The organism is Geomonas diazotrophica (assembly GCF_019063885.1).
Lineage (GTDB): Bacteria > Desulfobacterota > Desulfuromonadia > Geobacterales > Geobacteraceae > Geomonas > Geomonas diazotrophica.
In genome coordinates this window covers 2,400,634-2,417,115 of sequence record NZ_CP077684.1, presented here as the reverse complement: position 1 = coordinate 2,417,115, position 16,482 = coordinate 2,400,634, and the positions used below count along the sequence as shown (strand labels likewise).

Here is a 16,482-nt window from a genome sequence, read left to right as displayed (position 1 = left end):
GTGTCTTACACCACAAGCAAACCTTGGATCAACCCCTACCTGGCCATCCTGGTAGGGGTTTTTGCTGTCTCCTTCTCCTCCATACTGGTGAGGGTCTGCACGGCTCCCCCCCTGGTGATAGCTGCCTACCGGCTCATCTTCACCTTCTGCTTCCTGGCGCCCTTCACCCTCTGGGGCGGCGCCCCGGCCCTGCGCGGCATGACCGCGCGCCAGGTCGGCCTCTCAGCCGCCAGCGGCGTTTTCCTGGCGTTGCACTTCGTCACCTGGTTCATCTCCCTCAAGTACACCTCCATCGCCAGTTCCGTGGTGCTCGTCACCACCCAGCCGCTCTTCGTCGTGCTGGGCTCCTGGATCTTCTTCAAGGAGCGCGTGCCGCGCAAGGCGCTCTATGGATGTTTCCTTGCCTTTGTGGGGAGTGTCGTTATCGGCGCGACCGACTTCCAGGTCGGACGGCAGGCCTTCATCGGCGACCTGCTGGCGCTCTTCGCCGCGGTCATGGTGTCCGGGTACCTGTTGATCGGCAGGAGGCTGCGCCACGGGGTGCCGCTGACCGGTTACACCTTCGTGACCTACGGCGCGAGTTCACTGACCCTGACCGCCGCGGCAGCTATAGGCGGCGTCCCCTTTTATCCCTATCCGGCGCAGGACTGGCTTATCTTCGTGGCGCTGGCGCTGGTCTGCACCATCCTGGGGCACACCGTGTTCAACTGGGTGCTGCGCTACGTGCAGGCTTCCGTCGTTTCGGTGAGCATTCTGGGTGAGCCGCTGGGGGCGATCCTGTGGGCCGCCGTGTTCCTCGGCGAGAACCCGACCCCGCGCCAGGCTCTGGGAGGAGCGATCATCTTTGCCGGGCTGTTTCTCTTCACGAGGGTGACGGCCAAAAGCGACAAACCTGCCGAGTCATCCCCTCGCCCTTCGGGAGAGGGGCAGGGGTGAAGGCGTAGCAACCAAGCGACAGTGGTGTCCCGAGCACCGCCCTCACCTCATCCCTCACCCAGAGGGAGAAGGGGGGATTGGAACTGGGAACGTTCAATCAACTGACAGCACGGGAGGAACGAACGCATGGATAGTAACTTGAGCGCAAGCGCGAAACGGGTACAGGATGCACTGAACGGCTTCGGCATCGACTGCCGGGTCAAGGAATTCGGCGAGAGCACCCGCACCGCCCTGGATGCGGCCAACGCCGTGGGGTGTGAAGTGGGGCAGATCGTCAAGTCGCTGGTGTTCCGCGGCAAGGAGAGCGGCAAGGCCGTCTTCGTGGTGGCAAGCGGCGCCAACATGGTGAACGAGAAGGCGCTGGCAGCCCTGGTGGGGGAGAAGATCGAGCGGGCGACGCCCGACTTCGTTAGGGAGCAGACCGGCTACGCCATCGGCGGGGTTTCGCCGGTCGGCCACCCCGCTTCGCTCACCACCTTCATCGACGAGGACCTCCTCGGTTACCAGGAGCTGTGGGCCGCCGCCGGGACCCCCAACGCCGTTTTCGCGCTGACCCCGGAGCAGCTCTGCCACATCACGGCGGGGCAGGTCGCCGCCATCAAAAAATAGGCGTCGTCCGCGTTGCAGCGGATCCACTGTAGGGGCGAATAATTATTAGCCCCCCTCAATCGCGCACAGTTGTCTCACTTGCCGTCTGCACGAATGGGGCACCATCGCTGGGCAAATGATTATTTGCCCCTACAGAAGAATCTCATTCGGTCCCTCTCTGGGGGCGATGAAGAGATGGTAGGAGATGGTTTCGTTGTAGGGGCGAATAATCATTCGCCCAGGCGGCATTGCCGCCGTCACAGAGAAAGCAGTCGCGGCAATGCTGCCGCTAATATACCCAGAAGCAGAGCAAAGGACACAGGCACCAACATGCAAAACGTAACAGTAACCAAGGCACGGGACAGTTTCACCACGGGTTTAGGAGTCATCGCCGCAACGCTTGGTTCGGCGGTAGGATTGGGCAACATCTGGAAATTTCCCGCGTTGACCGGCCTGAACGGCGGGGCCGCCTTCATCATCGTCTACCTGCTCTCGACGCTGATGGCGGGCCTCGTGGTCATGGTCGCCGAGCTCATGCTGGGGCGCCGTTCCAAGTCCGACGCTCTCACCACCTTCAAGGTGCTGCACCCCAAGAACGCATCCTGGGCGCTCATCGGCGCGGCCGGCGTACTCTCGGCCTTCCTGATCCTCGCCTTCTACACCGAGGTCGCAGGCTGGGTCTTCGCCTACATCTTCAAGGCAGCCTCCGGCGCGGTGCTCTCCTCCGATCCCAAGGTCACCTCGGCCGGCTTTGAAAAGCTGATCACCGACCCGGTGCAGTCCGTGTTCTGGCAGTGCCTGGTGCTGGTTTTCGTCGGCGCCATCATAGTCGCCGGCGTCTCCAAGGGGATCGAGAAGACCACCAAGCGCTTGATGCCGGTGCTGTTTCTGATCCTGGTCATGATCGGGGTCAGGAGCCTCACGCTCCCCGGTGCCGCTGCCGGCCTCGAGTTCCTGTTCCGCCCCGACTTCTCCAAGGTGACCGGCGGCGTGGTGCTGACGGCCATGGGCCTGGCCTTCTTCAAGCTCTCGGTGGGGATGGGGACCATGATCACCTACGGCAGTTACTTCCGCGACGACCAGAACATCCCCATGACCGCGCTGCGCGTCATGCTTGCCGACCTGACCGTTTCCATCCTGGCGGGCATCGCCATATTCCCGGCCGTGTTCACCTACGGCTTCAAGCCCGAGGCAGGGCCGTCGCTGCTGTTCATCACCATCCCGGCGGTGTTCTCCCAGATGCCGTTTGGAAACGTCTTCGTGGTGCTCTTCTTCGTGCTCGGTGCGATCGCCGCCACCGGCGCGATGCTCTCCATCCTCGAGGTCCCGGTGGCCTACCTGCACCAGCGCTTCGGCATGTCCCGCTTCAAATCCACCGCGCTGACCGTGATCCTCCTGGCCCTGATCGGCTCGACCGCCGCGCTTTCCAACAGCGTCCTGGCGAACTTCAAGCTGTTCGGCATGACCATGTTCGACTTCTACGACTTCCTGACCTCCAACCTGCTGATGCCGGTGGGCGGCCTGTTCATCTGCCTGTTCGTGGGCTGGGTATGGGGCGAGGAGAAGGTGAGGGCGGCTCTCTCCAATGACGGCCAGTTGAAAAACGGCGCCATCATCAGCATCTTCCTGTTCCTCGTGAAGTACGTGGCACCCCTCACCATCACCGTCATCCTGCTGCGCGGACTTAAGATCATCTAGTCCTGGTCCCCCTCCCCCTGGAGGGGAGGGGCCCGGGTGCGGGAAGGGGATCGCTTTTTCGCCTAAGGCGTTCCCCCCTCCCGACCTCTCCCCTCCCGGGGACGAGAAATGGGCCTGTCAAATGAGCAATACCACTGATAATACCGAGCTCACCGCTGCACAAAAAAGCCGCCAGGGCGTAATCTACGGCCTGGCGGCTTACCTTTGCTGGGGCTTCTTCCCGGTCTACTTCAAGTCGGTGAAGATCGTCCCCCCCCTGGAGATGGTTTCGCACCGGGTCGTCTGGTCCCTCGCCTTTTTACTCCTGCTGATCACCTGGAAGGGCGCCTGGCCCGGGACGATCGCGGTCCTGAAGCGCCCCAAGTCGCTTGCCATCCTGTTTGTCACCACGATCCTGATCGCCACCAACTGGCTGGTTTTCATTTATGCCATCAGCGTGGGCGAGGTATTGCAGTCGAGCCTTGGCTACTTCATCAACCCGCTGGTGAACGTGCTCCTCGGTTTCTTGTTCCTGCGGGAGCGGCTTGAGCGTCCGCAATGGATCAGTTTGGCTCTGGCCGCCACCGGTGTGCTGTACCTTGCCATCCAGTACGGCAGCGTGCCGTGGATCTCGCTGCTCCTCGCGCTCTCCTTCGGGCTCTACGGGTTGATCCGGAAGGTGCTGCACGTCGAGCCGCTGGTCGGGCTTACCGTGGAGACTCTGCTCCTGATGCCGTTTGCGCTCTTTAACCTGGTGCAACTGAACCAGAAGGGAACCGGCATATTCCTCACCCACGGCCTCACCCTCGATGTGCTGATACCGATGTCCGGCATCATTACCGCGATTCCTCTGCTGCTCTTTGCCGCGGCCGGGAAGAAGCTTCGTCTGGCCACCATCGGCTTTTTGCAGTACATCACCCCCACCATGCACTTCCTGCTCGCCATAACGATCTTCGGAGAGACCTTCACCCACACCCACCTGATCAGTTTCCTGTTCATCTGGGCCGGCCTGGTACTCTACTCCCTGCACGCCTACCGCAGTGTCAGGGGCTGATTCAGTCATCTGATATTCCCTGTTGCATATCTAATGCGTTTATGCATAATGGTTGCCGGCGCAACTTTTGCCGGAGGTTTGTATGACTGAAGCACTCACTGGATCGATCTTGGGACACGACCTGGAGGAGATGGCGCGGCAGATGCGCGCTTTCCAGGATCTGACGCGGGAGCTCGATGCCATTATCGACTCGTCTTCCGACGGGCTCTGGATCTGCGACGCCAATGCCGTCGTCATCCGCATCAACCCGGCCTCTGAGCGGATCAACAACATCACGGCTCCCGAGGTGGTGGGGAAGAACATGCACGAGCTCCTGGACCAGGGGTTCATCGACCGTTCGGCTGCGCTCGAGGCGCTTACCACAGGGAAGGTGGTCAGCCAGTTGCAAAACCGCCAGGGGCGCAAGCTGATCTCCACCGGCACCCCGGTCCTGGACGCCAACGGCGAGGTGATCCGGGTCGTGGTGAGCGAGCGGGACGTCACCGAGATCGATAACCTGCAGCGAGAACTGGAGGAACAGGAGGCGCTCAGAGACCAGTTCAGAAGCCACATGCTCGAGATGCAGCAGGCCGACCTCGCCTCCCGCAGCGTCATCGCCCGCAGCCCCCTCATGGTCAATGCCCTGAAACAGGCCCAGAAGGTGAGCGCGGTGAACTCGACAGTGCTGATTTTGGGCGAGTCGGGTGTCGGCAAGGGGCTCATCGCGGAGCTGATTCACAAGAACTCCAGCCGCGCGGACAAGCCGCTTATCGAGATCAACTGCGGCGCCATTCCCGAGTCCCTCATCGAATCCGAACTGTTCGGCTATGAGAAAGGCGCCTTCACCGGTGCCCAGGTGAGCGGAAAGCCGGGATACCTTGAGCTGGCCGACGGCGGGATCCTCTTCCTCGACGAGATAGCGGAACTGCCGCAGGCGGCCCAGGTCAAACTGCTCCGCTTCCTGGAAAACGGCCGCGTGGTCCGCCTGGGAGGGACCAAGGCGCGGACGCTGGATGTCAGGATCCTGGCCGCAACCCATCGCAATCTCGAGCAGATGGTAAAGGACGGCACCTTCCGGCTCGATCTTTATTACCGTCTGAACGTGATCCCGATCCACGTGCCGGCGCTTCGGGAGCGCAGGGACTGCATCCTGCCGCTGGTCCGGCACTACGTCGATTTCTTCGGCGCGCGTGACTCGATCCGCAAGCGGCTGACCCGGGCCGCCTCCGACGCCCTGCTGGCCTACGACTACCCCGGCAACGTGAGGCAGTTGATGAACATCTGCGAGAGGCTCGTCGTCATGACGGAAACCGACCTTATCGATGTCAAGGATTTGCCGGCCGAGATCGCTTCCGGCGGCGTAGCGCCGACCGGGGCAGGGGGCGTGTGGCACGACGAGGTGACCCTGCAGGAGACCCTGGACAAGGTGGAGAAGGCGGTTCTGGAGAAGGCCCTTGCCACGCACGGCAACCAGGTGCGCATGGCCGAGGCGCTGGGGGTGAACCAGTCGACCATCGCCAGGAAGTTGAAGAAGCACGGGATCGCGTAGGGCGACCGGGCAACCTTTTGCTACGGGTGGCATGATCCTGTAGGGGCGAATAATTATTCGCCCAGCGCTGGTGCCGCTACGATTGCCCATGCCATGGGCGGCGCTGGTGCGGCACGGGGGGGCGAATGATTATTCGCCCCTACAGTGTACCTGGCAATCCCAGTGACTGAATGGCTATGCAATGCTGCATATTCTGATCGGCCTCCTGCTTCTATTCCCTCCATTGTGAATTGTCTCTCCCCGTATTCCGTTCTCTATAATTCCTCCGCCTCGGATTACCTTTTCCTCCAGCAATGCTATAATACTTCCGGCCGTTTAGCTGGATGAAACGTCTTTTCCCGACTGCTCTTTCATCCCGCTTACCCCCTCCGTGTCTCCACCAGGAACGAAATCGTATACTGATGGCACAGCTTGTGCTCTGGCTTTACACGTTTATGATTTCCTCTTGGAACAACCTGTAATAAAGGAGCCTTTGGATGAACAACACCGAACTGAACAACAGAGTCATTGCACGGGGCAAGGAGTTCTTCTCCACCATCTCCGGCGAGAAGCCGTCCCTCTTCAACAAGGGCGCCTGGATGGGCAAGGTGATGGACTGGAGCATGAAGAACGAAACCTTCAAGATCCAGATGTTCCGCTTTGTCGACGTCTTCCCGTCCCTCACCACCGGTAAGCTCCTCACCGACCACATCCGCGAGTACTTCGGCGAGGAGAAGGACATGCCGCCGGTCCTTTCCACCGGCGCCAAGGTGGCGGGCATGCTCGGCTCCTTCGGCGGGGCCGTGCTGAACAAGTTCCTCACCACCAACATCCAGGAGATGGCCCGCCAGTTCATCGTGGGCGAGAACACCAAGGAAGCCATCAAGAACATGGAGCGTCTGAGAAAGGACGGCTTCGCGTTCGTGGTGGACGTGCTGGGTGAGGCGACGCTTTCCGAGAAGGAAGCGGACATCTACATGAACACCTACTTAGAGCTCCTCGACTCGCTCAAGAAGGAATACAAGGAGTGGAAGCCGCTGCCGGGCAAGGGGGGGGACGCCAACCTCGACTGGGGACACGCGCCGAAGGTCAACGTGGCCGTCAAGCCGACCGCGCTCTTCTGCCTCGCCAACCCGCAGGACTTCGAGGGGTCGGTGGTCGCCATCCTGGACCGCGTCCGCAAGATCGCCAAGAAGGTCATGGAACTGGACGGCTTCCTCTGCATCGACATGGAGTCCTACCGCCACAAGGACATCATCATCGAGGTGTACAAGCGCCTTAAGCTGGAGTTCCCCAACTACGACCAGTTCGGCATCGTGCTCCAGGCTTACCTCGTGGATACCGACAAGGACCTTCCGGAGCTGCTGACCTGGGCACGCCAGAACAAGGTCAAGATCTCCGTCCGCCTGGTGAAGGGTGCCTACTGGGATATGGAGACCGTCAAGGCCAAGCAGAACGACTGGGCGATTCCGGTCTGGACCATCAAGGCGGAGTCCGACGCGGCCTACGAGCGCCAGGCCAAGATGATCCTGGAGAGCTCGGACATCTGCCACTTCGCCTGTGCCTCCCACAACATCAGGACCATTTCCGCCGTGATGGAGATGGCGAAGGACCTGAACGTTCCCGAAGAACGCTACGAGTTCCAGGTGCTCTACGGCATGGCCGAGCCGGTCAGAAGGGGCATCCTGAAGGTTGCCGGCCGCATCCGTCTCTACTGCCCGTACGGCGACATGGTGCCGGGCATGGGGTACCTGGTGCGCCGCCTGCTGGAGAACACGGCGAACGAGTCCTTCCTGCGCCAGAGCTTCGCCGAGGATGCACAGATCGAGCGCCTGCTCGAGGACCCGGAGGTCACGGCCCAGCGCGAGCGCGCGGCACGCGCCGCCAACAAGAAGCCGGAAGCCAAGGGGCCCGCAGGCCTGAAGCCGTTCTACAACGAGGCCATGGTCGACTTCACCCGCGCCGATCACCGCGCCGCGTTCCCGAAGGAGATCGCCGAAGTTCGTAAGCAGCTCGGCAGGACCTACCCGCTCTTTATAAACGGCAAGGAAGTGAAGACCGCCGACACCATCCCGTCGGTGAACCCGAACAAGCCGTCCGAAACCATCGGCGTGATCTGCCAGGCCGGGACCAAGGAAGTGGGCGACGCCATCACCGCCGCCAAGAAGGCCTTCCCGGCTTGGCGCGACACCGAGCCCAAGGACCGCGCCCAGTACCTGATCAAGGCCGCCGCCGTGGCGCGCCGCCGCATCTTCGAGCTCTCCGCGTGGCAGGTGCTGGAAGTCGGCAAGCAGTGGGACCAGGCCTACGCCGACGTCTGCGAGGCGATCGACTTCCTGGAGTACTACGCCCGCGAGATGATCACCCTTGGTACCCCCAAGCGCGTGGGGAACGCGCCGGGCGAGCTGAACCACTACTTCTACGAGCCCAAAGGGGTCGCCGCGGTGATCGCGCCGTGGAACTTCCCGCTCGCCATCAGCCTCGGCATGACCAGCGCCGCCATCGTGGCCGGTAACTGCGTGGTGTTCAAGCCCTCCGGCCTCACCTCGGTGATCGGCTACCACATCGTGGAACTGTTCCGCGAGGCGGGGCTCCCGGAAGGGGTATTCAACTACACCCCGGGGCGCGGCTCGGTCATGGGCGACTACCTGGTGGACAGCCCGGACGTCTCCCTGATCGCCTTCACCGGTTCCATGGAGGTCGGCCTCAGGATCATCGAGCGCGCCGCGAAGGTCCACCCGGGGCAGGAGAACGTCAAGAAGATCGTCTGCGAGATGGGGGGCAAGAATGCCATCATCATCGACGACGACGCCGACCTGGACGAGGCGGTGCCGCATGTGCTCTACTCCGCCTTCGGTTTCCAGGGGCAGAAGTGCTCGGCCTGCTCCCGCGTCATCGTGCTCGATGCTGTGTACGACAAGTTCGTCGAGCGTCTGGTCTCCATGGCCCAGGCGACCCTGGTCGGCCCCTCCGAGGACCCGGCCAACTACATGGGAGCTGTCGCCGATGACAAGGCGATGAAGACCATCAAGGAATACGCCGAGATCGGCAAGAAGGAAGGGCATGTGCTCTACGAGAGCAAGGTCCCCAGTGACGGCGGCTACTACGTGCCGATGACCATCGTCGGCGGCATCAAGCCGGAGCACAGGATCGCCCAGGAGGAGATCTTCGGACCGGTCCTCGCCGTGATGCGCGCGAAGGACTTCGATCAGGCCATAGAGTGGGCCAACTCCACCAAGTTCGCCCTGACCGGCGGCGTCTTCTCCAGGAGCCCCGAGCACCTGGCCCAGGCCCGCCGCCAGTTCCGGGTCGGCAACCTCTACCTGAACCGCAACAACACCGGCGCCCTGGTCGGCCGCCAGCCCTTCGGCGGTTCCAAGATGTCCGGCGTCGGCACCAAGGCGGGCGGTCACGACTACCTGCTGCACTTCATGGATCCGAGGGTGGTCACCGAGAACACCATGCGCCGCGGCTTCGCACCGGTCGAGGAGGACGACGACTGGGTCGCGTAGTGGAAATGCGGGCGAACGATTATTCGCCCCTACAGAAACAACCGTGGTAACGAAGGCGCCTGCACTTTTCACAGTGCAGGCGCCTTTTCTATGGCATTGCAACCTGCTGCTGCCACACTCCCCCCCCGACGGGAGAGGGCGGGGTGAGGGCGCCGCTGACGGCGCGGAAGCACCCCTTCGGCGTCTCCCCCGCCCGCCCTGCGGGCACCCCCTCCCGGAGGGGATGGGGGAACTCCTAACCTATTGCTCTCACAATATGGCCAATTTTGTTTACCAAATCCGTTGCCGCAGGTCGCCTCATTACGCCCTTTTTTGCTTGCTTTGTGGCCTTTTTTGACTTAATCTACCGGGTCGTAAAATAATTTTAATTTAATCTAGGAGGGACCTATGCCTGCTGCACCGGGAACGTCGAAATTCCAGATTGAGCTGCGCCGTCACCTGCGCGGCCAGAACATCAGCGACAACCTCGTCCACCTCATCTGTGAGATTGCCGAGGCAAGCAAATACGTGATCAACGCGGTGCGCACCGGTGACCTGGGCGTCGCCGGTACCTCGAACCTCTACGGCGAGGAGCAACTCGCCCTCGACGTGCTCTCCGACCGCATCATGCGCAAGCGTCTCATCCACTCCGGCGTGGTCTGCAACATCGCCTCCGAGGAGATGGACGAGATCTACCAGGCCCAGGCTAGCGCCGACGGGCTCTACTCGGTCGCCTATGATCCCCTCGACGGTTCTTCGCTGGTGGACGTAAACCTGGCCGTCGGCACCATCGTCTCCATCTACGAAGGATGCGATCTGCTCCAGCCCGGCCGCAACCAGGTCGCGGCGATGTACATCCTGTACGGACCGAGGGTCTCCCTGGTCTACACCGTGGGCGACGGCGTGCACGAGTTCACCATGAACAACCTGATGGAGTTCACCCTGACCCGCGAGAACATCAGGATGCAGGAGGAGGGGAACATCTACGCTCCCGGCGGGCTGCGCAACAAGTACAACGACGGCGACGAGAAGTTCATCCGCCACCTGGAGGCCAAGGGGTGCAAGCTGCGCTATTCCGGCGGCTTCGTTCCGGACATCAACCAGGTGCTGATGAAAGGGAAGGGGATCTTCATGTACCCGGCCCTGAAGGGCTCGCCAAACGGCAAGCTGCGCGTGCTGTTCGAACTGAACCCGATGGCGTTCATCATCGAGCACGCCGGCGGCGCCGCCAGCAACGGCACTATCCCCATCCTCGACATCGTCCCCGAGTCGCTGGACCAGAGGGCGCCGATCTACATCGGCTGCAAGTCCGACGTGAAGGCGGCCACCGATTTCCTCCTCGACCAGGAAGGTGTGCCGGCCGCTGCGGCATCGTTTGTCAACGGCTAGCGTTTTGTTGTACTATTGGTCGTCCTGCGACGTTTTTTAGCTAAAGTTGTCAAGCAGTATGGCGATAATTGTATTAATCAGCAATTCCTGAGGTAAGAAATGACTACTAGTACCAAAAGGTTGTGCAGCGAAATCCAGCTGTTTGACCTCTGCGACCTTGATACCTGCACCTGCAAGGACGGGCGCTTCTGCACCAATCCCGCGATCCTGGCCCGCTTCGAGGCTATCAAGGAGGAGGACGACCGTCCGCAGTACCTGGCCGACGAATTCGACGAGGACCAGGAGGAGGACGCTGACGACCTTGATGCCTTCGGTGACGACGATTACGAAGATGACGAACAGTAACAGCTTCGTTCCTTAGATGTAAAACCGGGAGAACCGCTTTATTCAGGCGGTTCTTTTGGTATCACCGGTAGGACTCATTCAGCCTCGCTACGCCCGGTCTTGGCAAAAGACCGGGGCGGATTATAATAGCCCATCGGGGGGACCGGCCATGACTGCTAAACTGCTCATTTTGGATGACGATCACGACATCCTGCTCATGCTGAAGACCATCTTCACGGGCGAGGAATACGAACTGCTGCTGGAAAGCGACAGCGAAGGAGCATTGAAGCGCATCATCGCCGATCGTCCCAACGTGGCCATCATGGACATCAGCCTTCCTCAGAAGTCCGGCATCGAGGTCCTCAAGGAGGCGAAGAAGATCGACCCCGGTCTGGCCGTGATCATGGCCACCGGCTACAAGACCACCCAGAACGCGATCGAGGCCATGAAGCACGGCGCCTTCGACTACGTCACCAAGCCCTTTGACATGAGCAAGCTGAAGGGTGCGGTCAAGAAGGCGCTGGAGTGCAACCTGTTGAGCCGCAAGGTACGCTACACCAGGGAGCGACCCCAGGCCGAGGAAGACCTCAGCGAAGACCTGATGATCGGCTCCTCTCCGGAGATGATCGAGATCTGGAAGATGGTCGGCAGCGTCGCCGATTCCGACGCCACCGTCCTCATCCAGGGGGAATCGGGCACCGGCAAGGAGCTTTTGGCCCGCGCCATCTACAACAACTCCCGCCGCAAGAACCGTCCCTTCCTGGCCGTCAACTGTGCTGCGCTCCCCGAGGCTCTGCTCGAATCCGAGCTGTTCGGCCACGAGAAGGGCGCCTTCACGGATGCCCATTCCCGCCGCATCGGCAAGTTCGAGCAATGCAACGGCGGCACCATCTTCCTGGACGAGATCGGGGAGATGAGCCTCGCCAACCAGGGCAAGTTCCTGCGCGTCCTGGAGAACCAGGAGTTCGAGCGGGTAGGCGGGAACGAGACCATCAAGGTTGACGTCCGCGTCATCGCCGCCACCAACAAAAGCCTGCTTGCCTCCGTCAAGGAGAAGTCCTTCAGGATGGACCTCTTCTACCGCCTGCGCGTGGTGAACTTCTTCCTGCCGCCTTTGCGAGACCGTACCGAGGACATCCCGCTGCTTGTCGACCTCTTCGTGAAGAAATTTGCCAAGAAGTACGGCAAGAACGTGAAGGGGGTCGCTCCCGAGACCATGTCGCTTTTGATGAACCACCAGTTCGAGGGGAACATCAGGGAGCTTAAGAACGTGATCAACTCCGCGGTAGTATTCTGCCGCGGCGACATCCTCGTTCCCGGCGATTTCGAGTCTTTCCTGACCGCCAAGGCCGGCTTTAAGGAAGTCGACCTCGAGGTGGTGGGCGGCGACTATTACGAGGTGTTCTGGAGCATGCTGGAGCCCGTTTTCGACGGCATCTGCGCGAAGAACAAGGGGGCCATCTACGAGAGTGTCAACATGGGGCTTGAGAAGGCGCTCATCCACATGGCCATGGAGAAGAGCAACAACAACCAGGTCTTCGCCGCGAAGCTTTTGGGCATCAGCCGCAACACCCTGCGCGACCGCCTCGAGCGCTACCGGATCGGGTTGGGCGAGCAGTCCTAGCGATAAGATGGGCAGAGAAGAAGAGAGCCGGCGGACCAGATGGTCCGCCGGCTCTTTTTTTGGGGTGTTCCTGTAGGGGCGAATAATCATTCGCCCTTGTTGTTTGTCTTGCCTGTTCTTTGTCCTGCCTGTTCTTTGTCTGCCAGGGCAATCCTGTGTGCACCAGGGCTGGGCGAATAATTATTCGCCCCTACAGGGTGGCGTTTGCGGTTACAGGGGAGGCGAAAAAACATTCGCCCAGTGACCTGTTCCCGGTTACAGGGTCTTCCCCGCCGCCTTTTCCCACTCCTCCTTGGGGATGGAGAGGAACACGTCCACCAGCTTCGGGTCGAACTGCTGACCCGAGCAGCGCACAACCTCGTCCAGCACCGCCTGGAAGCTCAGGGCCTTGCGGTAGGGGCGGTCCGAGGTCATGGCGTCCAGCGTGTCCACCAGCGAGAAGATGCGCGCGCTGATGGGGATGGTCTCGCCGGCCACGCGGTGGGGGTAGCCGGCGCCGTCGTAGCGCTCGTGGTGGAACAGAACCAGTTCAGCGGCGTCGGTGAAGTACTTGATCCCCGCCAGGATGTCGTAGCCGATCTTCGGGTGCTGGCGCATGACCTTCCACTCCTCGTCGTCCAGTTTTCCCGGCTTCAACAGGATGTTGTCGGACACGCCGATCTTGCCGATGTCGTGCAAAAGGGCCCCCTTGCCCATGATGATCCGCTCTTCCGGCCCGATCCCCGCCTTTTCCGCCAGCAGGCAGGTGTAGGCCATGACCCGCTCGGAGTGCGACCCGACCTCCTTTTCCCTCGCGTCCAGCGCCCGAATCAGCGCCGCCAGGGTGTGCTCGTAGGCGAGGTTGATCTCGCCCATGACGCTCCTGATCACCTCGGTCTGCTCGCGTACCTTGAGCTCGAGGTTGGCCTGGTACTCCTTGTTCTCCATGACCAGGCGCCGCTTCTCCAGGGTGTTCTTCACGGTCAGAAGCACTCGGTCCAGGTTGAAGGGCTTGGTGATGTAGTCCTCGGCCCCGTTGTGGATGCAGGAAAGGGCCGTGTCCATGTCGTTCATGGCGGTGATCATCAGCACCGTGGTGTCCGGCGTCACCTGCTTGATGTCCTTGAGCAGGTCGATCCCTGAGCGCCCGGGCATCATGATGTCCAAAAGGGCCAGGTCCAACTGCTGGCTGTTGATTATGTCCAAACCTTCTTCCGCGCTACCGGCCTGGAAGCAGGTGAACCCTTCCTTGGACAGAGTGATGTTGATCAGTTCTCTGATCATGTCCTCGTCGTCGGCTATGAGTATGTTCCCTTTCAATTGCTACCTCCTGGAATCGCCCGGGTCACTTCTTGCGACCCGGTCCCCTGCAGGGTGTCCCTCACCTTTCTGATCAGGGCGTCACTCGCAAAGGGTTTGGGCAGGAACTGCATCCCTCTCTCCAGCTTCTTCTCGAAGCTGGTCCTGTTGTCTGTGTGTCCAGACATGAAAAGCACTTTGAGCTTCGGTTTCCTGGCCAGCAGGTGCTCGGCCAGGGTAGGGCCGCTCATGAACGGCATGACCACGTCGGTCAGGAGCATGTCGATCTCATCGGCGTGCTGATCGAACAGGACGATACCCTGTTCGGGGTCCGTCGTCTCCAGCACCCTGAATCCGCGCATCCTCAGGGTGTGCACCACCAGGTTCAGCACCCCGGGCTCGTCCTCTACTACCAGGATGGTGTGGTCGGTGTCGATGTCCTCGTCGAGCTGCCGCTTGCCCAGGGACTCCTCCTCCTGGAAGGTGCGCGGCAGGTAGATGTCGAATCGCGCCCCTTGCCCCGGCTCGCTGATCACCTCGATGTAGCCGCCGCACTGCTTAACGATGCCGTACACGGTGGCCAGTCCGAGCCCGGTGCCACGCCCCATTTCCTTGGTGGTGAAGAACGGCTCGAAAAGCCGCTGCTTCACTTCTTCGGTCATCCCTTGGCCCCGGTCGGTCACGCTGAGCCTCACGAAACTCCCCACCTGGGAGCCGGGGTGGCGATGCGTGTAGCCGTCGTCCAGATCGCAGTTCGTGGTCTCAACCGTGATCACCCCGCCGGTATCGGAGGCGTCCCGTGCGTTTACCACCAGGTTCATGACGATCTGCTCCAGCTGCCCCGGGTCCATCTTGATCAGTCCGGCATCCGGCGCGAGTGCGGTAACCAGCCGGATGTTCTCGCCGATCAGCCGCTCCAGCATCTTCTGGACCGATTTCACCTGGCGGTTGATGTCCAGCACCCGCGGTTCCATGATCTGCCGGCGGCTGAAACTGAGGAGCTGCCTGGTGAGGTCCGCAGCGCGCTCCCCGGCACGCAGAATCTGCTCCGCCTCCTTGTGCATGGGCGACTTCTCGTCCAGGGCCCGGAGCAGGAGCGTACTGTAGCCGTTGATCACGGTGAGCAGGTTGTTGAAGTCGTGGGCGATCCCTCCGGCGAGCTGCCCGACCGCTTCCATCTTCTGTACCTGCCGCAACTGGTCCACGACCAGCTTTCTCTCGGTGATGTCTTCCTTCACACCGACGAAGTGGGTGATCTGCCCCTCCGGGTTCTTGACCGCCGAGATGGAGCAGCTCTCCCAGAACAGCTCGCCGTTTTTCTTCCTGTTGTGCAGCTCGCCGTGCCACTCCTTCCCGGAGCAGATGGTCTGCCAAAGATCCCGGTAGAACTCGTCGTTCATGTTGCCGGACTTGAGGATGCTGGTCTTCATGCCGATCAGCTCGGGCTCCGAGTAGCCGCACACCTCGATGAACTTCGGGTTCACGTATTCGATGTGGCCCCGCAGGTCGGTGATCACCACCGAGACCGGGCTTTGTTCCACCGCACGCCATAACTTACTCAGTTCAGCCTCGGCGCGACGCCGCTCGGTGATGTCGAGCAAGGTGCCGATCACCGCGTCCGAGCCGTTGATCAGGGTCCTGGTGCCGTTGACCTCGAGGTCGATGGCCGTGCCGTCCTGCCGCCTGCCGCGGAAGAAGATGTGCAGCGGCTCGCTTCCCTCCTTGAGCGGGCGCAGGAACCGGGTCAGCACCCGGATCTGGTCGTCCGCCGCGACCAGGTCGAGGAGGCTTCTCTTCTCGATCAGCTGGTCGGGATCATAGCCGAAGATCGCGCCGAGCTTCGGGTTGGCGTAGATGAAGACGTCTTCCTGAAGCATGAAGATGCCGACCAGAGACTGCTCCACCAGGCTCTGGAAGCGCGCCTCGGTGGCGGACAGGGCCTCTTCCGCCATGCGGCGCTCGCGGCGCACCTCCGCTTCCCTCAGCTCCCGCTTGATGGCCGGGATCAGCCGGGAGAGGCGGTCCTTGATCAGGTAGTCGTGCGCGCCGGCGCGCATCGCCTCGACGGCCGCATCCTCTCCCATCTGGCCGGACACCATGATGAAGGGGAGGTCGACACCGCGCTCGTGCATGAGCTGCAGCGCCCCAAGGCCGCTGAAACGGGGCATGACGTAGTCGGAGACGACCAGGTGCCACCCCCCGCGGTCCAGCGCCTCGTTCATCTCGTCCGGGGTCTCGACCCGTTCATAGATGGGAGAGAACTCCTTCTGCAGGTGCCGAACGATGAGGATGGCGTCCTCGGGAGAGTCGTCTACGATCAGGATGCGCAGTGGATGTTTCATCTGGTCGGGCCCCTCGCGTCTCTGCATCTGGTTCGAGTCCTACCTGCACCTTCTTATCGGCCGGCTGTTCTGATAGGTTTAGCCGAACGGCAATTTTTATAAAAAAAGGAAAGAATATGGATCTGCTTTCTTGGCTACTAATTGGCTGCGGAGTGTGCTATGAATCTTGCAACCCTCCAGGCCGCAAAGGAGAATACAGCGTGCGCACCACCTCTCTTGCCCATCCCTTTCCCCGATTCCTGTTGTTTTTGTTCTTGTTTGCCTTATTCGGC

At 61.3% G+C, this 16,482-nt stretch carries 11 protein-coding genes; 9 read left to right on the top strand and 2 right to left on the bottom strand.

Annotated features, from left to right (window positions below; all coding sequences use genetic code 11):
- From KP003_RS10495 to KP003_RS10455, 9 genes are all read left to right on the top strand, one after another.
- Positions 1–936, top strand: coding sequence for a DMT family transporter (locus tag KP003_RS10495; protein ID WP_217299563.1), 936 nt, complete (start codon positions 1–3; stop codon positions 934–936).
- A gap of 126 nt (positions 937–1,062) precedes the next feature.
- The gene (locus KP003_RS10490; RefSeq protein WP_216499023.1) at positions 1,063–1,545 is read left to right on the top strand and encodes a YbaK/EbsC family protein; all 483 of its coding nucleotides are present in this window, start codon (positions 1,063–1,065) and stop codon (positions 1,543–1,545) included.
- 309 nt (positions 1,546–1,854) lie between these two features.
- Positions 1,855–3,222: a sodium-dependent transporter gene (locus KP003_RS10485; RefSeq protein WP_217300678.1), complete on the top strand. Its 1,368-nt coding sequence runs from the start codon at positions 1,855–1,857 to the stop codon at positions 3,220–3,222.
- Positions 3,223–3,343: 121 nt separating this feature from the next.
- Positions 3,344–4,255 (top strand): EamA family transporter RarD, encoded by a 912-nt coding sequence (gene rarD, locus KP003_RS10480; RefSeq protein ID WP_217300677.1) that lies wholly within the window; start codon positions 3,344–3,346, stop codon positions 4,253–4,255.
- Between the two features lie 82 nt (positions 4,256–4,337).
- The gene (locus tag KP003_RS10475; protein ID WP_216499020.1) at positions 4,338–5,783 is read left to right on the top strand and encodes a sigma-54 interaction domain-containing protein; all 1,446 of its coding nucleotides are present in this window, start codon (positions 4,338–4,340) and stop codon (positions 5,781–5,783) included.
- Between the two features lie 476 nt (positions 5,784–6,259).
- Positions 6,260–9,274, top strand: coding sequence for an L-glutamate gamma-semialdehyde dehydrogenase (pruA, locus tag KP003_RS10470; protein ID WP_216791861.1), 3,015 nt, complete (start codon positions 6,260–6,262; stop codon positions 9,272–9,274).
- A 387-nt stretch (positions 9,275–9,661) separates the two neighbouring features.
- Complete coding sequence (locus KP003_RS10465) at positions 9,662–10,642, top strand: class 1 fructose-bisphosphatase (protein ID WP_216499018.1); 981 nt, start codon at positions 9,662–9,664, stop codon at positions 10,640–10,642.
- A 99-nt stretch (positions 10,643–10,741) separates the two neighbouring features.
- The gene (locus KP003_RS10460; protein ID WP_216499017.1) at positions 10,742–10,987 is read left to right on the top strand and encodes a hypothetical protein; all 246 of its coding nucleotides are present in this window, start codon (positions 10,742–10,744) and stop codon (positions 10,985–10,987) included.
- A gap of 148 nt (positions 10,988–11,135) precedes the next feature.
- Positions 11,136–12,590: a sigma-54-dependent transcriptional regulator gene (locus KP003_RS10455; protein WP_216499016.1), complete on the top strand. Its 1,455-nt coding sequence runs from the start codon at positions 11,136–11,138 to the stop codon at positions 12,588–12,590.
- Between the two features lie 255 nt (positions 12,591–12,845).
- Here the strand turns inward: KP003_RS10455 and KP003_RS10450 are convergent, their stop codons facing one another.
- Together KP003_RS10450 and KP003_RS10445 are read right to left on the bottom strand one after the other, a co-directional pair.
- Positions 12,846–13,889 (bottom strand): response regulator, encoded by a 1,044-nt coding sequence (locus KP003_RS10450; RefSeq protein WP_216499015.1) that lies wholly within the window; start codon positions 13,887–13,889, stop codon positions 12,846–12,848.
- The gene (locus KP003_RS10445; protein ID WP_216791859.1) at positions 13,886–16,210 is read right to left on the bottom strand and encodes a PAS domain-containing hybrid sensor histidine kinase/response regulator; all 2,325 of its coding nucleotides are present in this window, start codon (positions 16,208–16,210) and stop codon (positions 13,886–13,888) included. Before KP003_RS10445 ends, KP003_RS10450 begins: the two co-directional genes overlap by 4 nt.
- Positions 16,211–16,482: the final 272 nt, after the last annotated feature.